The 19,061-nt window shown below is 74.0% G+C and carries 18 protein-coding genes and 1 pseudogene; 11 read left to right on the top strand and 8 right to left on the bottom strand.

The genetic code is table 11. The features are described from left to right. Positions 1–18: 18 nt before the first annotated feature. Positions 19–1,464 (bottom strand): xylulokinase, encoded by a 1,446-nt coding sequence (gene xylB / locus MTR79_RS20940; protein WP_086704822.1) that lies wholly within the window; start codon positions 1,462–1,464, stop codon positions 19–21. 114 nt (positions 1,465–1,578) lie between these two features. On the opposite strand from xylB, the gene xylA reads away from it, so the two are divergent. From xylA to MTR79_RS20925, 3 genes are all read left to right on the top strand, one after another. Next, the gene (xylA, locus tag MTR79_RS20935; protein ID WP_048456374.1) at positions 1,579–2,745 is read left to right on the top strand and encodes a xylose isomerase; all 1,167 of its coding nucleotides are present in this window, start codon (positions 1,579–1,581) and stop codon (positions 2,743–2,745) included. 369 nt (positions 2,746–3,114) lie between these two features. Then, positions 3,115–3,624 carry a hypothetical protein gene (locus tag MTR79_RS20930; protein ID WP_244791752.1) on the top strand — a complete coding sequence of 170 codons (510 nt, stop codon included), beginning with the start codon at positions 3,115–3,117 and terminating at the stop codon, positions 3,622–3,624. Between the two features lie 192 nt (positions 3,625–3,816). Next, on the top strand, positions 3,817–3,999 hold the full coding sequence (locus MTR79_RS20925) for a hypothetical protein (RefSeq protein WP_048456375.1): 183 nt from the start codon (positions 3,817–3,819) through the stop codon (positions 3,997–3,999). 240 nt (positions 4,000–4,239) lie between these two features. On the opposite strand, the gene MTR79_RS20920 is transcribed toward MTR79_RS20925, so the two are convergent. Together MTR79_RS20920 and MTR79_RS20915 are read right to left on the bottom strand one after the other, a co-directional pair. Continuing rightward, positions 4,240–5,079, bottom strand: a complete 840-nt coding sequence (locus tag MTR79_RS20920; protein WP_244791749.1) for a hypothetical protein — start codon at positions 5,077–5,079, stop codon at positions 4,240–4,242. Between the two features lie 177 nt (positions 5,080–5,256). After that, on the bottom strand, positions 5,257–5,856 hold the full coding sequence (locus MTR79_RS20915) for a class I SAM-dependent methyltransferase (RefSeq protein ID WP_244791747.1): 600 nt from the start codon (positions 5,854–5,856) through the stop codon (positions 5,257–5,259). 149 nt (positions 5,857–6,005) lie between these two features. Between MTR79_RS20915 and MTR79_RS20910 the strand changes: the two genes are divergently transcribed. From MTR79_RS20910 to MTR79_RS20890, 5 genes are all read left to right on the top strand, one after another. Further along, complete coding sequence (locus tag MTR79_RS20910; RefSeq protein ID WP_189364059.1) at positions 6,006–6,779, top strand: MHYT domain-containing protein; 774 nt, start codon at positions 6,006–6,008, stop codon at positions 6,777–6,779. Positions 6,780–6,823: 44 nt separating this feature from the next. Then, the gene (locus MTR79_RS20905) at positions 6,824–9,430 is read left to right on the top strand and encodes a nitrate- and nitrite sensing domain-containing protein (RefSeq protein WP_244791745.1); all 2,607 of its coding nucleotides are present in this window, start codon (positions 6,824–6,826) and stop codon (positions 9,428–9,430) included. After that, positions 9,427–9,861: a roadblock/LC7 domain-containing protein gene (locus tag MTR79_RS20900; RefSeq protein WP_086704264.1), complete on the top strand. Its 435-nt coding sequence runs from the start codon at positions 9,427–9,429 to the stop codon at positions 9,859–9,861. The genes MTR79_RS20905 and MTR79_RS20900 overlap by 4 nt, the downstream gene beginning before the upstream one ends. 22 nt (positions 9,862–9,883) lie before the next feature. After that, on the top strand, positions 9,884–10,294 hold the full coding sequence (locus tag MTR79_RS20895) for a DUF742 domain-containing protein (RefSeq protein ID WP_086704266.1): 411 nt from the start codon (positions 9,884–9,886) through the stop codon (positions 10,292–10,294). Positions 10,295–10,376: 82 nt separating this feature from the next. Beyond that, the gene (locus MTR79_RS20890; RefSeq protein ID WP_086704268.1) at positions 10,377–10,982 is read left to right on the top strand and encodes an ATP/GTP-binding protein; all 606 of its coding nucleotides are present in this window, start codon (positions 10,377–10,379) and stop codon (positions 10,980–10,982) included. 52 nt (positions 10,983–11,034) lie between these two features. On the opposite strand, the gene MTR79_RS20885 is transcribed toward MTR79_RS20890, so the two are convergent. Beyond that, positions 11,035–11,463: a PPOX class F420-dependent oxidoreductase gene (locus MTR79_RS20885; RefSeq protein ID WP_048456383.1), complete on the bottom strand. Its 429-nt coding sequence runs from the start codon at positions 11,461–11,463 to the stop codon at positions 11,035–11,037. 114 nt (positions 11,464–11,577) lie between these two features. On the opposite strand from MTR79_RS20885, the gene MTR79_RS20880 reads away from it, so the two are divergent. Both MTR79_RS20880 and MTR79_RS20875 read left to right on the top strand, forming a co-directional pair. After that, on the top strand, positions 11,578–11,988 hold the full coding sequence (locus tag MTR79_RS20880) for a roadblock/LC7 domain-containing protein (protein ID WP_048456384.1): 411 nt from the start codon (positions 11,578–11,580) through the stop codon (positions 11,986–11,988). 139 nt (positions 11,989–12,127) lie between these two features. After that, positions 12,128–13,151 (top strand): annotated as a pseudogene (locus MTR79_RS20875) (DUF6397 family protein). A 166-nt stretch (positions 13,152–13,317) separates the two neighbouring features. Here MTR79_RS20875 and MTR79_RS20865 read toward each other — a convergent pair. Further along, complete coding sequence (locus MTR79_RS20865; RefSeq protein WP_102636937.1) at positions 13,318–14,184, bottom strand: acyl-CoA thioesterase II; 867 nt, start codon at positions 14,182–14,184, stop codon at positions 13,318–13,320. A gap of 19 nt (positions 14,185–14,203) precedes the next feature. After that, positions 14,204–16,717 carry a DEAD/DEAH box helicase gene (locus MTR79_RS20860; RefSeq protein WP_244791743.1) on the bottom strand — a complete coding sequence of 838 codons (2,514 nt, stop codon included), beginning with the start codon at positions 16,715–16,717 and terminating at the stop codon, positions 14,204–14,206. A gap of 145 nt (positions 16,718–16,862) precedes the next feature. On the opposite strand from MTR79_RS20860, the gene MTR79_RS20855 reads away from it, so the two are divergent. Continuing rightward, positions 16,863–17,657: a metal-dependent hydrolase gene (locus MTR79_RS20855; protein WP_048456387.1), complete on the top strand. Its 795-nt coding sequence runs from the start codon at positions 16,863–16,865 to the stop codon at positions 17,655–17,657. 56 nt (positions 17,658–17,713) lie between these two features. Here MTR79_RS20855 and MTR79_RS20850 read toward each other — a convergent pair whose 3' ends face one another. Both MTR79_RS20850 and MTR79_RS20845 read right to left on the bottom strand, forming a co-directional pair. Beyond that, complete coding sequence (locus MTR79_RS20850) at positions 17,714–17,986, bottom strand: type B 50S ribosomal protein L31 (protein ID WP_086705080.1); 273 nt, start codon at positions 17,984–17,986, stop codon at positions 17,714–17,716. A 51-nt stretch (positions 17,987–18,037) separates the two neighbouring features. Then, positions 18,038–18,508 carry a DUF5709 domain-containing protein gene (locus MTR79_RS20845; RefSeq protein ID WP_086705082.1) on the bottom strand — a complete coding sequence of 157 codons (471 nt, stop codon included), beginning with the start codon at positions 18,506–18,508 and terminating at the stop codon, positions 18,038–18,040. Positions 18,509–19,061: the final 553 nt, after the last annotated feature.

Genomic DNA, 19,061 nt, shown 5'->3' with positions numbered 1-19,061 from the left:
ACGCCCGCCGGGGCGTCGTCAGCCGTTGCCCGGGGCGCGCTCCAGCAGCGGGGCCGCGTCGGAGAGTACCCCGGCCAGCCGGGACAGGGTCTCCTCGTCCCGCTCGACCGCGTCCAGCACCGGCCCCTCCGCCGTGCCCCAGCGACGGGCCACCGCGGCCGGGTCCTCCCCGGTGAGCAGCCCGGCCGCCTGGGCCGCCGCGCCGAGCGCGACCAGCTCCTTCGCCTCGGGCACCTGCACCGGGCGCCCGGACAGCCGCCGTACGGTCTGCTGCCAGGCGCTGCCGCGCGCGCCGCCGCCGATCAGCAGCAGCGGCGTCGACGGGTCGGCGTCCTCGTCGAGGACCAGGTCGAGCGCGGCCAGCAGGGAGTAGACGGCGCCGTCGTAGGCGGCCTGGAGCAGCTGGCCGCCGGTGGTGTCGTGCCGCAGTCCGTGCAACAGCCCGGAGGAGTGGGGGAGGTTGGGGGTGCGCTCACCGTCCAGGAACGGCAGCAGTGTGACGCCCCGGCCCGGCTCGACGGCCTCGCGGTCCAGGCCCAGCAGGGTGGCGACCCGGTCCACGGCGAGCGTGCAGTTGAGGGTGCAGGCCAGCGGCAGCCAGTCCCCGCGCGCGTCGGCGAAGCCGGCCACGGTACCGGTCGGGTCGGCGGGCCGGTGCTCCGACACCGCGTACACGGTGCCCGAGGTGCCGAGGCTCATCACCGGCGTGCCGGGACGCACGCCGAGACCCAGCGCGGCGGCGGCGTTGTCACCCGTGCCGCACGCCACCAGCGTCCCCTTGGAGAACGGCAGGTCGTGTCCGTCGCGCACGGTGCCCGCCACCTCGCCCGAGCGCACCACGCGCGGCAGCAGCGCCGGGTCGAGCCCCACGTGCGCGAGGATCTCCTCGTCGTACGCCTCCGTCGCGGACGCCCACCAGCCGGTGCCCGAGGCGTCGCCGCGGTCGGTGGTGCCCTGGCCGGTGAGCCGCTCGGTCAGGTAGTCGTGGGGGAGCCGCACCGCCTTCGTGGCGCGCACCGCGTCCGGCTCGTGCTCCGCCAGCCAGGCCCACTTGGTGACCGTGAAGGACGCGGTGGGCAGGCTGCCGGTCCGGTCGGCCCACGCCTTCGCGCCGCCCAGCTCCTCCACCAGCCGGCTCGCCTGCGGGGCGGACCGCACGTCGTTCCACAGCAGCGCCGGGCGGACCGGCTCGCCGTGCTCGTCCAGCGTGACCAGACCGTGCTGCTGTCCGCCGATCGACACGGCCGCGGCCTCGTGCGCCGCCTCGCCGCACTGCCGCAGCGCCTCGGTCAGGGCGTCCCACCACTGACGCGGATCGCTCTCCCGTCCCGCGCCCGAGGTCACCGTGTGCGGCGCCTGGCCGCTCGCGACGACCCTGCCGGTCGCCACGTCGACGACCAGGGCCTTGGTGGACTGGGTGGATGTGTCCACGCCGACGACGAGCGGACCCTCGGCTGCTGACATCGGTCTCTCCCTCTTCCGCGCCCCGGCGGGGTGTGTCTCTTCCCAGAAATGTTCCTGCATACTAATTTGTAAACCGCCATGACGAAATAGTCTCAGCGAGCAAGGAGCCGCGGCATGAGCTACCAGCCCACCCCCGAGGACAAGTTCACGTTCGGCCTGTGGACCGTCGGCTGGCAGGGACGGGACCCCTTCGGCGACGCCACCCGCGGCGCCCTCGACCCGGCCGAGTCCGTCCGCCGCCTCGCCGAGCTCGGCGCCCACGGTGTGACGTTCCACGACGACGACCTCATCCCGTTCGGCGCGAGCGACAGCGAGCGCGCCGAGCACATCAAGCGGTTCCGCCAGGCGCTGGACGAGACCGGTATGAAGGTCCCGATGGCGACGACCAACCTGTTCACCCACCCGGTGTTCAAGGACGGCGGCTTCACCGCGAACGACCGTGACGTGCGCCGTTACGCGCTGCGCAAGACCATCCGCAACATCGACCTCGCGGTCGAGCTCGGCGCCCAGACCTATGTCGCCTGGGGCGGCCGCGAGGGTGCCGAGTCCGGCGCCGCCAAGGACGTCCGGGTCGCCCTCGACCGCATGAAGGAGGCCTTCGACCTCCTCGGCGAGTACGTCACCTCCCAGGGCTACGACATCCGCTTCGCCATCGAGCCGAAGCCGAACGAGCCCCGCGGCGACATCCTCCTCCCGACCATCGGCCACGCCCTCGCCTTCATCGAGCGCCTCGAGCGCCCGGAGCTGTACGGCGTCAACCCGGAGGTCGGCCACGAGCAGATGGCCGGGCTCAACTTCCCGCACGGCATCGCCCAGGCGCTGTGGGCGGGCAAGCTGTTCCACATCGACCTCAACGGCCAGTCCGGCATCAAGTACGACCAGGACCTCCGCTTCGGCGCGGGCGACCTGCGTGCCGCGTTCTGGCTGGTGGACCTGCTGGAGTCGGCCGGGTACGAGGGCCCGCGCCACTTCGACTTCAAGCCGCCGCGGACCGAGGACTTCGACGGCGTGTGGGCCTCGGCGGCCGGCTGCATGCGCAACTACCTGATCCTCAAGGAGCGCGCGGCCGCCTTCCGCGCGGACCCGGAGGTGCAGGAGGCGCTGCGCGCGGCCCGGCTGGACGAGCTCGCCCAGCCGACGGCGGGCGACGGCCTCCAGGCACTGCTCGCCGACCGCTCGGCCTTCGAGGACTTCGACCCCGACGCGGCGGCGGCCCGTGGCATGGCCTTCGAGCGGCTCGACCAGCTGGCGATGGACCACCTGCTGGGCGCGCGGGGCTGAGCCCCTTGGACGGGGCCCGCTTGCGCGAGGGCGGGCCCCGGCGATCACCCGGCGGGGCGTTCGCGTCGGGTGAACGTACCGTCCGCGGCGCGGTGAGGGCTGGGCGCGCAGCTCCCCGGGCCCCTTCGGGGCGCGTTCACCGAAGCGCCCTCAGGGGTGCGGGGATCTGCGCGAGCAACCCATGACACCCCCGCACCCGGCCTGGGGAGATCTGGGGCGCGGGGTGCCATGCGCGCCCGCGCGCCGGGTGTGCGCGGCGCGTGCTCTCCGCGCGGGGAGCACGGCGTTCCGGGGGAGGGTGCCACGACTGGCGGGCGGTTTCGCCGCCGTCTTCTCGCGCGGGCGCGGACCCGCGGCGACGATGTGTTCATGGCCACGCCACCCGTACCGCCCCAGCAGCCGCCCGGTCCGCGGGACGACGCGCCCCCGCCGCAGGGCGGAGGCTTCGGCCCGCCCTCCTCCGGCGACGACTCCTCCTCCGGCCCGCCCGACGACGGCGGAGGCGGGCAGGGAGGCGGCCCCGGACGGCGCCGCCGCGTGATCCTGCTGCTCGCCGTGATCGTCGCGGCCCTGGTCGTCACCATCGCCGTACTCGTCACGTCGGACGAGGACGGTCCGGACACCGAGCCCACGGAGACCGCCACCGGCGGCCCGTCACTGGATCTTCCGTCGGAGTTCCCGACCGGGCTGCTGCCCTCGGACTTCCCCACGGAACTTCCCTCCGGCTTCCCGACCGATCTGCCCTCCGGCTTCCCCACCGCGCTGCCCAGCGACTTCCCGACCGCGCTGCCCAGCGACTTCCCGAGCGGTCTGCCCACCGCGCTGCCCAGCGGACTGGAATCGCTGCTGCCAGGGCTGGAGGGCGTGGACGCTCCCTGACGTCCGACGCGTCCCGCGGGTACCCCTGCGCTGTGAGGTGCGTCACCATAGTGGGGAAGGAGACCGTCGGTCGCCGCGAGACCTTAGGGGGCGCATCTCAGGGACGTCTCAGGGTGGCGGCCAGGAACCGCCGCCGACGCGGGCCCGTTTTCATGTCAGAGAGCGGCAGTGGCCGCGAAGGAGGCGACGCACATGTCGAAGAACGCGAAGATCGCCGCGGGGGGTGTGGCGGCCGGACTCATCCTGCTCATCTGGCTGCCCTGGTGGGCCGCGCTCCTGATCATCCTGGGAGTCCCGGCAGCGGCCTACCTCGCCCTGGACCCGTCCCAGAAGCAGCGCCTGCGGCGGGCCACCCGCAAGGAGCTGGGCCGCTGAGGCGGTGGACGCACCGACCCGTCGGCGAAGGGCGCGCGCCCGGGACGCGGGACGCCAGTGGCGCGGGCGGGGGTGCGCGTCCCGCCGCGCGCCGTTGACACGGCCGTAGGGGGCGCTCGTCCCTGCCCCGCTGCCGCGCGCATCACGCCCGGGCGGTCGTACAGCCCCGACCGACCCGGGCCGCACAGGACCGCGTCCCGTACCCCGCCCCGCCGCGGGCGTCCTCGCCCCGCCCCCGGGTCACAACGGCCGTACGGCCATCTCGTCCAATGCCTTCAGCAGCCCCGGCAGTTCCGGCCCCCGTCCCACCGGAAGCACCTCGCCGGGTTCGTCGTCGAGCAGCACGAAGGCGATGTCGTCCGTCCGCGCGACCAGCGACCACCCGGGCCCGTCCGCGCGCAGCGTCCGCGCACCACCCGGTGCGAAGGACGACCGCACCCGCCCCAGCGGCGGCGGCGAGTCGACGTAGGCGCGGGCCTCGGCCAGCACCCGGCGGATCCCGCCGTGCCCGCCCGTCGCCGTCCCTTCGGTCTCGCCGGACTCACCGGCGTCCGACGCCGCCGAGTCCGGCGTCGGGAACGCCGAGTCGTCCACCTGCTCCCGCCACGTCGCCCACTGCGACGCGATCTCGTCGGCCCCCAGACGCCGCTGGGCCGGCCCCCACACCTCCGCGTCCGGCGGCGTCAGCGGCGGCATCTCCGCCACGTCGGGGGAGGGGTCGTGCGGCGCGGGCACGTTCGGAGCCGCCACTGCCACCGCGAGGGGCCAGCCGGGCAGGGCGGCGACAACCGTGCGCTCGTCCGGCGACAGGTCGTGCTCCATGCCGCAGTCCCAGGACGCGATCGCGACCGCGACCAGCGAGACGTCGTCGACGACCACGGTCCACCGGGCGCCTTCCCCGTCCTGGCCGAGCACCAGCCCGTAGCCGTCGGCCACGGGCGGGAGGCCGAGCGCCGCACACGCCTCGGGGTAGTCGTCGCCCAGCACGCTGGGGAACTTCGCGGGCGTCAGCAGCGCCGCCGTCAGCACATAGAGCGCGTCGTCGTCGGCGGCGACGGCTTCCTGGTCCGTCCCGGCCATCCCAGCCTCCCCATCGGTTCGTCCGTCGGCGCGCACCATATGCCCACCCCGCGCCCGTTGTCACGACCCCGCACCCACGCCCGGAGCTGCAGGTTTCCGGCCGGACGGGGCGAATCGACCCTGCGCGCGGGCTTGTTCGCGGACCTGCACGAAAGCCCCGCGGACGCGAAACTCGCCTCAGGCCTCCCGCACCGCCAGCACCAGGAACCGCGTGTCCTCGTCGGCGTACGACGTCATGCGCCAGCCCGCGCCGGTGAGCAGCGCCCGCAGGTTCGGTTCGGCGCGCAGGTCGTCCGGGGTGAGTGCGCGCCCCTGGCGAGCGGCGAGGGCGGCCCGTCCGATCGGGTGGAACAGGGCGAGCACCCCGCCGGGCCGCACCACGCGGCGGATCTCGCGCAGGTTCTCGGCAGGCCGCGGCAGATGCGCGATCAGCCCGGCCGCGAACACGGCGTCGAGGGAGGACGAGCGCAACGGCAGCGCCGCCACGTCCGTCAGCAGCAGCGCCCCCTCCCGGTCGCGGCCGGCCCGCGCGGCCTCCCGCAGCATCTCCGGCGTCAGATCCGCGCCCAGCACCACCCCGGACGGTCCCACCGCGGCGCGCAGCGCGGGCAGCGCCCGCCCGGTGCCGCAGCCCGCGTCCAGCACCCGGCCGCCCTCGCGCAGTCCGATCTCGGCGACCGCGGCGGCGTAGGCGGGGCCGTCGTCGGGGAACCGGAGGTCCCAGTCGGCGGCGCGGACGCCGAAGAACTCCTGCACGTGTGTGTGGTCGTCGCTCATGCACCGCATGATCTCTCACCGGAACCGGCGACATCGTGTGCGCACGTTCGAGCGTGATGCGGTCGCACCACGCCACCGGTGCGTCAACTTTGCGCCGCTTTCGAAACGCGCCCCCTCCATGCGCCTGCGCCCCCTAGCGTCCCCGGGTCATGGGACATCTGGACCACGCCGCCCTCGGGTGGCTCACCCCCGTGCTGTCGTACGTGATGGCCTGCACCGGCGCCGCCCTCGGGCTGCGCTGCACCGTCCGCGCGCTCGCCGCCGCCGGCCGCGTGCGGCGCAACTGGCTGCTCACCGCGGCCTCGGCGATCGCCACCGGCATCTGGACCATGCACTTCACGGCCATGCTGGGCTTCGGCGTGAGCGGCACCGACATCCGCTACGACGTGCCGCTCACGCTGCTGAGCCTGGTGGTCGCCATGCTGTTCGTCTGCGCGGGGGTGTTCGCCGTCGGCCGTCACCCCGGCCGACTCCAGGCCCTGCTGCTCGGCGGGCTCACCACCGGGTTCGGCGTCGCCGGCATGCACTACCTGGGCATGGCGGCGGTCCGGCTGCACGGCGAGGTGAGCTACGACCCGGTGCGGGTCGCGCTGTCCGTCCTCGTCGCCGTCGTCGCCGCCACGGCCGCGCTGTGGGCGGCCCTCGCCATCCGCTCCCCGGCCGCCGTCGCCGTCGCCTCCCTGATCATGGGCGCGGCCGTCAGCACCATGCACTACACGGGCATGTACGCGGTCAGCGTGCGGGTCGCACCGTCCGGTGACCCGCTGCCCGGGGCGAGCGCGATGTCGTTCGTCTTCCCGCTCGCCGTCGGCCTCGGCGCCTACCTCTTCATCACGTCCGCCTTCGTTGCGCTGTCCCCCGCGGCCGGGGAGCGCCCCGCGTCCGCCGCCGCCCGGCGGCCGGCCGGGCACCCCGCCCACTGACAGCCGCCGCCCGTCCGCACGCCGCCCCTACGAGCGAGGAGCCCATGCGCACACCCCGGAGGACGCCGAGCGCCCGCGCCCAGGCGCCGTCCCCGCCTCCCGTCCGCGGCCGGCGCGCCCACGCGGGAGCGCCTGCCGACGAGGGACCGATGCCCCCGGCGGGCCCGGCCCGGACGGGCGCACCGCGGCTGCGCGGCCCGTCAGGTCCCCGGACCGTCCGCGCCAAGATCATCTGCCTGCTGATGGTGCCGGTCGTCTCCCTGCTCGCCCTGTGGGGGTACGCCACCGTCACCACCGCCCAGGACGTCTCCCGGCTGCGTCAGGTGCAGCGGGCCGACGCCGCCGTCCGCACCCCGGTCGCCGAGGCCGTCACCGCTCTTCAGGCCGAGCGGGCGGCCGCCGTGCGCGGCGCGTCCGACACGGCGGCCGTCGGGGACGCGGAGTTCACCCGTCTCGCGCGGCGCACCGACACGGCCGTCGCCCGCCTGCGGCTAGGCGACGACCGCACCGTCGCCGACGGGCAGGCGCTGCCCCGCGCGGCGGCCGAGCGGCTCGACGCCTTCGTCACCGCCGCCGAACGGCTGCGTCCGCTGCGCACCGAGGTCCGCGAAGGCCGCGCGGGCTGGGCCCGGACGTACGAGCGGTACACCGCCGCCATCGACGGGGCCTTCCGCGTGGGCGGTGCCCTGACCGGCGTCCAGGACGCGGAACTCGGCGCCGACGCGCGCGTACTGCTCGAGTTCTCCCGCGCGGCTGAGGCCCTCGCCAGAGAGGACGCTATCCTCGCCGCGGCCAGGCTGCACGGCAGCCTCGGCGGGGAACGCCTGCGCCTGTTCACCGGGGCGGTCGAACTGCGCCGCGCCCTCACCGCCTCCGCCGCGCCCGACCTGACCGGAGCGGCCCGCACCGCCTGGGCCACACTCGCCGACAGCCGCACCTACGCCGTTCTCTACACGGCGGAGGACAAGATCCTCGCCGCCGATCCCGGGACACGGGCCGCCGAAGCCGTCCCCCGCGCCACCTGGGACGCCGCGCACACGCGCGTGAGGGACGAGTTGCGGACCGTCGAGCGGCACGCGGCGGCGTCGGTCGCCGGACGCGCCGACCCCGTGGAGCGGGGACTGTTCGGACCGGCCGGGGCCGCCGTGCTGTTCGGCTTCCTCGCCGCCGCGGCCTCACTCGTCATCTCGGTCCGCATCGGACGCGGCCTGGTGATCGAACTGGTCGCCCTGCGCGACGACGCCCTCGACATCGCCCACCGCAAACTCCCCGAGGCCATGCGGAAACTTCGCGGAGGCGGAGAGATCGACATCCGGGCGGAGGCCCCGCACGGACCGCCCGCCCAGGACGAGACCGGCCAGGTCGCCCAGGCCCTCGGCACCGTCCACCGGGCCGCCCTGCGCGCCGCCGTGGAACGCGCCGAACTGGCCGGCGGGATCAGCGGTGTCTTCGTCAACCTCGCCCGCCGCAGCCAGGTCCTGGTGCACCGCCAGCTCAGCCTGCTCGACAGCATGGAACGCCGCTCCGACGACCCGGACGAGCTGAGCGACCTCTTCCGCCTCGACCACCTCACCACCCGCATGCGCCGCCACGCCGAGAGCCTCATCATCCTGTCCGGCGCAGCCCCCGGCCGCGCCTGGCGCAAGCCCGTGCCGCTGACCGACGTGGTGCGGGCGGCCGTGTCCGAGGTGGAGGACTACGCGCGCGTGGAGGTGCGGCAGCTCGCCGAGACGTCCGTCGCGGGCGCGGCCGTCGCCGACCTCACCCACCTCCTCGCCGAGATCATCGAGAACGCGGCGCAGTTCTCCCCGCCCCACACCCGGGTGCGCGTCACCGGTGAACCCGTCGGCAACGGCTACGCCGTCGAGGTCGAGGACCGCGGCCTCGGCATGGGCAAGGAAGCCCTCGCCGAGGCGAACCGCCGCATCACCGAGTCCGAGGCGCTCGACCTGTTCGACAGCGACCGGCTGGGCCTCATCGTCGTCAGCCGGCTCGCCGCCCGGCACGCCGTCAAGGTGCACCTCAAGACCTCGCCCTACGGCGGCACCACCGCGGTCGTCCTCCTCCCCACCGCGCTGCTCGACGACCGCGCCGAGCAGGAACGTCCCGGCACACCGGCCGAAGCCCTCGCCGAGGAACACCCGGAACCGCGCGAACCCGCCCGCGCCCCGCACCCCGGGACCGCCCACGTCCCGCGGCCCAGGGCGGTCGCCGCCCCCGACACCCGGCGCGCCCTGGTGGCCCCCGTGGCCGACCCGCCGCCGGAACCCCGCTCCGTGGCGCCTCCCGCGCCGCGCGCCGACGGGGGCGCGCCGCCGCAACCCCGCGCGATGCCGCGCGCCGACGCGGGCGCCGAGCCCGGGAGACCCCAGGGAGCCGCCACCTTGCGCCTGCACCGCACGGAGGAGCCGGCCGGCTCCGACGGCCTGCCCCGCCGGGTACGCCAGGCGAGCCTGGCGCCCCAGCTCCGCGACGGCCGGCCGGGCCCGCCCGGGCCCACCCCGGGCAACGGCCGGGACGACGACCGCACCCCAGAACTCGTACGGGACCGCATGGCTGCCTACCGCGAAGGCTGGACACGCGGCGGCGGCCGGCCGCCCGGCGCCGCCCGCGGCACGGCGAGGCCCAGCACCGAAGGAGACCCCGCATGATCCAGGAACCTCGTACCGGCGCAGGCCGGCGCTCCGGCGAACTCGACTGGCTGCTCGACGACCTGGTGCTCCGCGTCACCGACGTACGGCACGCCGTGGTGCTGTCCGGCGACGGACTCGCCATGGGTGCCTCCGGAGGCCTCGGCCGCGAGGACGCCGAGCACCTCGCCGCCGTCGCCTCCGGGTTCCACAGCCTCGCCAAGGGCGCCGGACGGCACTTCGGAGCAGGCGGCGTACGCCAGACCATGGTCGAGATGGACGAGGGCTTCCTGTTCGTGGCCGCCGCCGGGGAGGGCTCCTGCCTCGCGGTGCTCACCTCCGTCACCGCCGACATCGGCCTCGTGGCCTACGAGATGGCACGGCTCGTCCGGCGCGTGGGCGAGCACCTGGTCACCGCGCCGCGCGTCGCCGCACGGCCGCCGGCCGGATGAGACGAGGAAGCGGTCCGAGCAGATGACCGACGACACGACCGGCGCCCCGCGCGAACCGGGCAGCCAGTGGTACGACCACGAGGCCGGCCCGCTGGTGCGGCCCTACGCCGTGACCGGCGGACGCACCGCACCCGGCCCCTCCGGCGTGCGCTTCGACCTGATCGCCCTGGTCACCCTGGACCCCGCCGCGCCCGCCGGCGACGACCCCGCGCTCGGCCCCGAGCACCGCGCGCTGGTCGACCTGTGCCGGCCCGAGACCCAGTCCGTCGCCGAACTCGCGGCAGGCTCCGACCTGCCCGTCGGCGTCGTCCGGGTCCTCCTCGGCGACCTGCTGGAACGGGGCCGGGTCACCGTCAGCAGGCCCGTACCGCCCGCCCAGCTGCCCGACGAGCGGGTGCTCCGCGAGGTCATCGCGGGGCTGCGGGCGCTGTAGCGGGTGCCCGTGCCGGCCGAGCAGCGCGTCGCCCCACCCTCACGAAAGAGCGTCTGGAACACCCTCACGAAAAGAGCGAACGATGGTCCCCGAACACCCCGACGCCCCCGCCGGCGAGACGACGGCTCTGGCGCTGAAGATCCTGGTCGCCGGCGGATTCGGCGTGGGGAAGACCACGCTGGTGGGCGCGGTCAGCGAGATCCGGCCCCTGCGTACCGAGGAGATGCTCAGCGAGGCCGGGCGGACGGTGGACGACACCGACGGCGTCGACCACAAGGTCACCACGACCGTCGCCATGGACTTCGGCCGCATCACCATCCGCTCCGGACTCTCCCTGTACCTGTTCGGCACCCCGGGACAGGACCGGTTCTGGTTCCTGTGGGACGAACTGGCTCAGGGCGCGCTCGGCGCCGTCGTGCTGGCGGACACCCGGCGGCTGGAGGACTGCTTCCCGGCGGTCGACTACTTCGAGCACCGGAAGATCCCCTTCGTCGTCGCCGTCAACTGCTTCTCCGGCGCCCGGCGGCACGACGCGCGCGACGTGTGCCGCGCGCTCGACCTCGACCCGGGGACGCCCGTGGTGCTGTGCGACGCCCGCGAGCGTGCCTCGGGCAAGGAGGTGCTCATCCAGCTCGTCGAGTACGCCGGGCGCATGCACACCGCCCGGCTGCTCGACTCGGTGGGATGACCGCGGCGGCATCCGCCGGTCCGGCGGGCGCCCCCCACGCCCCTGCCCGGTGTCAGTCCGCCACGCCCTTTTCGGCCAGCACCTTGTCGATCCGCACCCGGACCAGCAGCTCGCCCGGCACGCCGTTGCGGGCGCCGAACTCCTCCGCGCGGTCCTCGCCCATGTACCGCGCGCCGATCCGGGCCGCCCAGTGCCGCAGCTCCTCGAGGCCCTCCGAGAGACGCGCCCGGCCCTCCAGGATCACGTATGCGAAGGGCGGCCGGTCGTCGTCCACGCAGAGGGCGATCCGCCCGTCACGGGCCAGGTTGCGCCCCTTCACGGTCGCCGCGCCGGTGTTGAACACCACGTCGTCACCGTCGAGCACGAACCAGATCGGCGCGAGATGCGGACGCCCGTCGGCCCGGACGGTGGCCAGTTTCCCGGTGCGGGTGCCGTCCGAGACGAACGCCCGCCACTCTTCCTCGGTCATCTTCTGTCCCATGGCTCTCATCTTCCTTGCCCGCCGCCCGGTCGTGGGGAAGGCTGGCGCAGGGACCCTCCCGACCGGAGGGACGACACACGGGGCACACGGGGACAACAGGGGGGAACACACGACATGGGGCAGAACCAGGGACTCGACTGGCTGCTGGACGACCTGACCCAGCGCGTCGAACACGTACGGCACGCGCTGATCCTCTCGAACGACGGCCTGGTGACGGGGGCGAGCACCGGCCTGCGCCGCGAGGACGCCGAGCATCTGGCCGCCGTCTCGTCCGGGCTGCACAGCCTCGCCAAGGGCTCGGGGCGGCACTTCGGCGCGGGCGGGGTGCGGCAGACGATGGTGGAATTCGACGAGGCGGTGCTCTTCGTGACCGCCGCCGGCTCCGGGAGCTGTCTGTGCGTGCTCAGCGGCGCCGAGGCCGACATCGGGCACATCGCCTACGAGATGACGCTGCTCGTCAACCGGGTCGGCGAGCATCTGGACGTCGACACCCGACGCCCACCGGAGCCGGGCGCGGGCGTCTGACCTGCGAATTCGCCGTCCTAGTGGTGAGGGTGGCGGAGGTTTTCCACAGGGTGGACACGGAGTGTGACGGAACGGCTACCGTCTTTCCCGGAGCGGGCGCAACCGGCGCCGGCCCTCCATACGCACGGGGGAGACGAGCATGTCCGGACAGCGGACGACCACCACGCAGCGCACGGTCACGGCTTTCGACACGGGTGCCGGCCCGGTCGCGGCGGCCAAGGACGACTCCTGGGTCACGACCGGCCGCGCCGCCCGGGAGCTGGGCCTGCGACGCACCGAGTTCGACCTGGCCGTGCGACTCGGCCGCGTCCGCACGGACCCCGGGAGGGTGCCGGGGGAGCGGCGGGTCGCGCGGGCGGAGATCGAACGGCTGAGGGCCGGCCCTGACTTCCCCGAGGCGCTGCGCCGCAGCGTGCACGCCGTGGGGACCGCGGAAGGCGCCGAACTGCTGGGAGTGGCGAAGAGCCGCTTCACCCGGCTGGCGAGGCTCGGCCTGCTGGTCCCGGTGGCGTTCCACCTGAACCGCTACCGCGCCGTGGTCTGGCTCTATCTCGCGGACGAGCTACGGCTGTTCGGCGACGACGGGAAGCACGCGGCGCTGCTGACCGGGCGTACGCCCGAGGGGCTGCGCGGCCTGCTGGACTCCGGGATCGACCTGCGGCCCCGCAACTGGCGCGGCAGGCACCTCGGTTTCCTGCTCCGGGAGGCCGAGGACCCCTGGGCCCGTGCGGGTGCGGTCGCGTCCTTCCTCGACCCGCTGCACGTGGCGCGGGTGGTACGGGACCCCTACGACCGGTCTCATCTCAACACGTTCCGTCGCCGTCCGCCCGGTGGCGCGAACCCCGACTCGCCGGGGGCGCGGATCGCGGCGGACCTCACGACGGCCCGGGGACGACGACGAGATCGCCTGGCTGCGGGCCGACCTGGCCCGCCTGGTGGACGAGGCCCGGGCCCACCGTCCGGCGCCCCGGCCGTCCGCGTCGTGCCGCGCGACATCCGCGTCCGAGCCGCTCGCGTCCCGCCGACCGGTGCTCGCGCCCCCGCCGGCCCGGCCCGCCGCTTCGGCCCGCCCGGACACCCCGGCCGCCGCCGACAGCGCAAGACGCCGAGGCCTGCTCGCCCGCTGGCGTCACCGGACCGCCCGGACGGCGACGCGTCCGTGACGCCGGTCGGCCGGCGGCTCGGGGCGCCCGTGAACGGACGCGCCGGCGGCTCGCGATGCCGGACACAGCGGCGGCCGGAGCCGTCCGGCGCCCGTGCGGGACACCGGTGCCGCGGGTGCCCGAAAACCACCCCGAGCGTCCCCCGCCCCGCGCGCCGTCAGCGGACCTACAGCGCCCGGAAGAGCCCCTCCTGCACGACCGAGACCAGCATGCGGCCCTCCCGGTCGTAGATCCGGCCGCGGGCCAGTCCCCGGCCGCCCGTGGCGATGGGGGACTCCTGGTCGTACAGGAACCACTCGTCCGCGCGGAACGGCCGGTGGAACCACATCGCGTGGTCCAGCGACGCCATGTCGAACCCGCGCGGACCCCACAGCGGCTCCACCGGGATACGCACCGCGTCCAGCAGCGTCATGTCGCTGGCGTAGGTCAGAGCGCAGGTGTGCACCAGCGGGTCGTCGCCGAGCGGCCCGACCGCGCGCATCCACACCGCGCTGCGCGGCTCCGCGCCCTCGACCTCGTCCGGCTTCCAGCGCAGCCGGTCGACGTAGCGGATGTCGAAGGGCTGGCGGCGCGCCATCCGCTCCAACTGCTCCGGCAATGCGCCCAGATGCTCCCGGATCTCGTCCGCGACCGTCGGCAGCGACTCGGGGTCCGGCACCTCGCGGGCCGGCGGCAACTGGTGCTCGAAGCTCCCCTGTTCAGGCTTGTGGAAGGAGGCGGTGAGATTGAAGATCGTGCGGCCCTGCTGCACGGCGGTGACCCGGCGGGTCGTGAACGACCTGCCGTCCCGCACACGTTCCACCTGGTACACGATCGGCACCCCGGGCCGGCCCGGGCGCAGGAAGTACGCGTGCAGCGAGTGCACCGGGCGGTCACCCTCCGTGGTGCGGCCCGCGGCGACCAGCGCCTGGCCGGCGACCTGCCCGCCGAAGACCCGCTGCAGGGACTCCTGCGGGCTGCGGCCGCGGAAGATGTCGACCTCGATCTGCTCCAGGTCGAGCAGGTCGACGAGGCTCTCGGCCGGGTTCGTCATGGGTGCGTCTCTCCCGTGTTCACAGCTGGCCGACGTCGGTGACCCGCACGACGGCACGGCCCTCCGCGTCGGAGGCGGTCAGATCGACCTCGGCGCTGATGCCCCAGTCGTGGTCGTCGTTCGGGTCGTCGAAGATCTGGCGGACCCGCCACAGGCCGTTCTCCGGCTGCTCGTCGATGATGAGCAGCTTGGGGCCGCGGGCGTCGGGACCGGTGCCGAGTTCCTCGTACTCGTCCCAGTACCTGTCCATCGCCTCGCCCCACGCGTCGGCGTCCCAGCCGGACTCGCCGTCCAGCTCGCCCAGCGCGTCCACCTGGTCGAGGGCGGCGAGTTCCACGCGGCGGAACATGGCGTTGCGGACGAGCACGCGGAAGGCGCGGGCGTTGGCGGTGACCGGCTTGACCTGGTCGGCCTTCTCCTGAGCCTCCTCGGCGGTCATCTCCTCGGGGTTCGCCAGCTGCTCCCACTCGTCCAGCAGGCTGGAGTCGACCTGGCGCACCGTCTCGCCCAGCCAGGCGATCAGGTCCTCCAGGTCCTCCGACTTCAGGTCGTCGGGGATGGTGTGCTCCAGCGCCTTGTAGGCGCTCGCGAGATAGCGCAGCACGATGCCCTCGGTGCGGGCCAGCTCGTAGTGGGACACGAGCTCCGTGAAGGACAGCGCCCGCTCGTACATGTCCCGGACCACGGATTTCGGCGACAGCGGATGGTCGCCGACCCACGGGTGGGACTTGCGGTACGTGTTGTACGCGTGGAAGAGCAGCTCCTCCAGCGGCTTCGGGTAGGTGATGTCCTGGAGGCGCTCCATGCGCTCCTCGTACTCCACCCCGTCGGCCTTCATCGCGGCGACCGCCTCACCGCGCGCCTTGTTCTGCTGTGCGGCGAGGATCTGCCGCGGGTCGTCCAGCGTGGACTCCACCACGGACACCATGTCCAGCGCGTAGGAAGGCGATTCGGGGTCCAGCAGCTCGAACGCGGCCAGCGCGAACGTGGACAGCGGCTGGTTGAGCGCGAAGTCGTGCTGGAGGTCCACGGTGAGCCGCACGATGCGCCCTTCCGCGTCCGGCTCGTCGAGCTTCTCGACGATGCCGCCGTCCAGCAGCGACCGGTAGATGGCGATCGCCCGCCGGATGTGGCGGAGCTGCTGCTTGCGCGGCTCGTGGTTGTCCTCCAGCAGGCGGCGCATCGCCTCGAAGGCGTTGCCGGGCCGGGCGATGACCGACAGCAGCATGGTGTGGGTGACGCGGAAGCGGGAGGTCAGCGGCTCCGGCTCGGACCCGATGAGCTTCTCGAAGGTCTGCTCGCTCCACGCGACGAAGCCCTCGGGGGCCTTCTTGCGCACCACCTTGCGACGCTTCTTCGGGTCGTCGCCCGCCTTCGCCAGGGCCTTCTCGTTCTCGACGACGTGCTCCGGCGCCTGGGCCACCACGAAGCCCTCGGTGTCGAAGCCGGCCCGCCCGGCGCGCCCCGCGATCTGGTGGAACTCACGCGCCCGCAGCGTGCGCACCCGGCTGCCGTCGTACTTGGTGAGCGCGGTGAACAGCACCGTGCGAATGGGCACGTTGACGCCCACGCCGAGAGTGTCGGTGCCGCAGATGACCTTCAGCAGACCTGCCTGCGCCAGCTTCTCCACCAGACGCCGGTACTTGGGCAGCATGCCGGCGTGGTGCACGCCGATGCCGTGCCGCACGTAACGGGAGAGGTTGCGGCCGAACTTGGTGGTGAAGCGGAAGTTGCCGATCAGGTCGGCGATCTTGTCCTTCTCCTCGCGCGTGCACATGTTGATGCTCATCAGCGCCTGCGCCCGCTCCACGGCCTGCGCCTGCGTGAAGTGCACGATGTAGACCGGCGCCTGCCGGGCTTCGAGGAGATCGGTCAGGGTCTCGGTGAGCGGCGTGTACCGGTACTCGTACGACAGCGGCACCGGCCGCGTCGCCGAGCGGACCACTGCGGTGGGCCGGTCGGTGCGCCGGGTGAGGTCCTTCTCGAAGAAGGAGACGTCGCCGAGCGTCGCCGACATCAGCACGAACTGCGCCTGCGGCAGCTCGAGCAGCGGAATCTGCCAGGCCCAGCCGCGGTCCGGCTCAGCGTAGAAGTGGAACTCGTCCATCACGACCTGGCCGACGTCGGCGTCCTTGCCGTCGCGCAGCGCGATCGAGGCGAGCACCTCGGCGGTGCAGCAGATCACCGGGGCGTCGGCGTTCACGGAGGCGTCGCCGGTGAGCATGCCGACGTTCTCGGTGCCGAAGATCTTGCACAGTTCGAAGAACTTCTCCGAGACGAGCGCCTTGATGGGGGCCGTGTAGAAGGTGACCTCGTCCCGGGCCAGCGCCGCGAAGTGGGCACCCGCGGCGATCATGCTCTTGCCGGAGCCGGTGGGCGTCGAGACGATCACGTTCGCCCCCGACACCACCTCGATCAGCGCCTCCTCCTGGTGCGGATAGAGAGTGAGCCCGCGCTCCAGCGCCCACGCCTCGAAGGCTTCGTACAGGGCGTCGGGGTCGGCGGTCGGCGGCAGCTGATCGATGAGGGTCACCACCCCATCTTGCCTGCCCGGACACCCGATGCGGGAATCGGCTGTCGGCTCGAAGATCACTACCGCTACGCTGTGTCGCCGGCGCAGCGTCAGCGCCCCCGGTCAACCCGGCGGCGGCGAAAGAGGAATGGGGCGGGCACAGGCCATGATGGGACCAGCACACTCACTGTCGGGCGCCGCGGCCTGGCTCGGGGTCGGGGCGGCGACGGCCGCGGCCGGACGCCCGATGCCCTGGCCCGTGCTGCTGGCCGGTGCGCTGATCTGTGCCGGCGCCGCGCTCGCCCCGGACCTGGACCACAAGGCGGCCACCATCTCGAGGTCCTTCGGCCCGGTCTCCCGCTGGCTCTGCGAGATCGTCGACAAGCTGTCCTACGCGGTCTACAAAGCGACGAAGAAACCGGCCGACCCCCGTCGCTCGGGCGGTCACCGCACTCTCACCCACACCTGGCTGTGGGCGGTCCTCATCGGTGGCGGCACCTCGGTACTGGCGATCACAGGCGGCCGCTGGGCGGTCCTGTTCATCCTCTTCGTGCACATGGTGCTGGCCATCGAGGGCCTGCTGTGGCGGGCGACCCGCGGCTCCAGCAGCGAGGTGCTGGTGTGGCTGCTGGCGGCGACCAGCGCGTGGATCATCGCGGGCATCCTCGACGAGCCCGGCAACGGCGCCGGCTGGCTGTTCACCGAACCCGGTCAGGAGTACCTGTGGCTCGGCCTGCCCATCGTGCTCGGCGCGATCGTGCACGACATCGGGGACGCGCTGACCGTCTCCGGCTGCCCGATCCTGTGGCCCATACCCGTGGGGCGCAAGCGCTGGTACCCGATCGGGCCGCCGAAGGCCCTGCGGTTCCGCGCCGGCAGCTGGGTGGAGCTGAAGGTGCTGATGCCGGCGTTCATGCTGCTGGGCGGCGTGGGCTGCGCGGCGGCGCTCAACGTCATATAGCGCGCGACGTCACATGGCGCGCGACGTCATATGGCGCGCGACGTCGGACGGCGGGGTCAGCTGCCGCTCCCGCCGCCCTCACCACCTTCGCCGCCGTATCGGCGCTGGAAGCGGGCGACGCGGCCCTCGGTGTCCACGGTCCTGGCCTTGCCCGTGTAGAACGGGTGGCTCTCCGAGGAGATCTCCACGTCCACCACCGGGTAGGTCTCGCCGTCGTCCCACTCGATGGTCTGCGCGCTGGACGCGGTGGACCGGGTGAGGAAGGCGTAACCGGCGGCCCGGTCACGGAAGACGACCGGGTGGTAGTCGGGGTGCTTGTCCTTCTGCATGGATGCTCCTCGGGCGGCTGGGTTCCGCGAGCGCGGCCGGAAACGGCGGGGTCAGCCCGGCAGGCTGTCCTCGTCGACGATGTGCACGGCGGCCTCCTCGGCTGAGGCGGCGGCGCCGTCGATGCCCACGTCGTAGGCGACCAGCGCCTCCTCGTCGTCCTCGTGCGCCCCTTCGTCGGGGGCGACGAGGCGGCCGGAGCGTGCCGCACCGACCTCGTTGTCCAGGAGTTCCCCGTCGGTGCCGGTGGAATCACCGACGCCGTCGCCGTCCGGTACGGGCAGGTCGGGCAGCTCCTCGGCCAGCCGCTGCTCCAGGGTCTCGCCCTCGTGCTGCTCGGCGGCGGTCACACCGTAGTGCTCCACGGCCCAGGGCCGCTCGGGAGGGGACCAGCCCCGGTCGAGGGGGTCGGCGACACCGTCGGTCTCCAGCGTGTCCTCGGCGTCCAGCAGTCCGGCGTCGTCCTGGATCTCGGACGCGTCGGGCTGGTAGACGTCGTCTCCCCAACCGTCACCGCTGTTCACGGACACCTCCAGGGGGTGGGGCGGGCCGCGTCGCCCGCCGTGGCCCGCACCGGGCCGTCTCCACGGGCACCGGACCCGCCAGGACCCGATCACCGGGCCCGGACGCTCCCGTAGCCGATGCCTGCTTCCAGCCTTCCACCGGATCTCCCGTCCCCGCAACGCCACACGCGGTGACCGGCGCAGGCCGACCCGCTGTCCTCAGCGTCGGCGCCTCCGACGAGGGCACCACCCTGCGAGGCACACGGCGCCCGCGGGGCAGGGCTCGGGTGGCCCGTTCGCGAGCCATGCGCGGGTGTGGGCTCACCTGCCGACGGTGAGGCGCCGCACCGTCGGGCGACGGTGCGACGGGTCCGTCGGCTCAGGAAGGCGGAAGACACCTGTCGCCGGCCACCCGCCCCGAAGCGGCGGGCTGCGGGACACCCTCCCGCCCCCGGGGCACGCTCCCGCCCCCGGGACACCCTCCCGCTCCGAGGACACCGAGCCCTGGGGCTGCCACGCCCGCGGGGTCGCCCGCCCTGGGCCGCCCCGCCCCGAGGACCCGCCGACCTGTGAC

Source organism: Streptomyces sp. BJ20 (assembly GCF_022869105.1).
GTDB lineage: Bacteria > Actinomycetota > Actinomycetes > Streptomycetales > Streptomycetaceae > Streptomyces > Streptomyces griseoincarnatus.
The sequence above is the reverse complement of the archived record's forward strand: the minus strand, read 5'-3'. Positions and strand labels throughout refer to the sequence as shown.

Excerpts from the sequence above, each read along its gene's own strand:
- xylB (WP_086704822.1), bottom strand. The coding sequence starts at position 1,464 with ATGTCAGCAGCCGAGGGTCCGCTCGTCGTCGGCGTGGACACATCCACC.
- xylA (WP_048456374.1), top strand. The coding sequence starts at position 1,579 with ATGAGCTACCAGCCCACCCCCGAGGACAAGTTCACGTTCGGCCTGTGG.
- MTR79_RS20930 (WP_244791752.1), top strand. The coding sequence starts at position 3,115 with ATGGCCACGCCACCCGTACCGCCCCAGCAGCCGCCCGGTCCGCGGGAC.
- MTR79_RS20925 (WP_048456375.1), top strand. The coding sequence starts at position 3,817 with ATGTCGAAGAACGCGAAGATCGCCGCGGGGGGTGTGGCGGCCGGACTC.
- MTR79_RS20920 (WP_244791749.1), bottom strand. The coding sequence starts at position 5,079 with ATGGCCGGGACGGACCAGGAAGCCGTCGCCGCCGACGACGACGCGCTC.
- MTR79_RS20915 (WP_244791747.1), bottom strand. The coding sequence starts at position 5,856 with ATGAGCGACGACCACACACACGTGCAGGAGTTCTTCGGCGTCCGCGCC.
- MTR79_RS20910 (WP_189364059.1), top strand. The coding sequence starts at position 6,006 with ATGGGACATCTGGACCACGCCGCCCTCGGGTGGCTCACCCCCGTGCTG.
- MTR79_RS20905 (WP_244791745.1), top strand. The coding sequence starts at position 6,824 with ATGCGCACACCCCGGAGGACGCCGAGCGCCCGCGCCCAGGCGCCGTCC.
- MTR79_RS20900 (WP_086704264.1), top strand. The coding sequence starts at position 9,427 with ATGATCCAGGAACCTCGTACCGGCGCAGGCCGGCGCTCCGGCGAACTC.
- MTR79_RS20895 (WP_086704266.1), top strand. The coding sequence starts at position 9,884 with ATGACCGACGACACGACCGGCGCCCCGCGCGAACCGGGCAGCCAGTGG.
- MTR79_RS20890 (WP_086704268.1), top strand. The coding sequence starts at position 10,377 with ATGGTCCCCGAACACCCCGACGCCCCCGCCGGCGAGACGACGGCTCTG.
- MTR79_RS20885 (WP_048456383.1), bottom strand. The coding sequence starts at position 11,463 with ATGGGACAGAAGATGACCGAGGAAGAGTGGCGGGCGTTCGTCTCGGAC.
- MTR79_RS20880 (WP_048456384.1), top strand. The coding sequence starts at position 11,578 with ATGGGGCAGAACCAGGGACTCGACTGGCTGCTGGACGACCTGACCCAG.
- MTR79_RS20865 (WP_102636937.1), bottom strand. The coding sequence starts at position 14,184 with ATGACGAACCCGGCCGAGAGCCTCGTCGACCTGCTCGACCTGGAGCAG.
- MTR79_RS20855 (WP_048456387.1), top strand. The coding sequence starts at position 16,863 with ATGATGGGACCAGCACACTCACTGTCGGGCGCCGCGGCCTGGCTCGGG.
- MTR79_RS20850 (WP_086705080.1), bottom strand. The coding sequence starts at position 17,986 with ATGCAGAAGGACAAGCACCCCGACTACCACCCGGTCGTCTTCCGTGAC.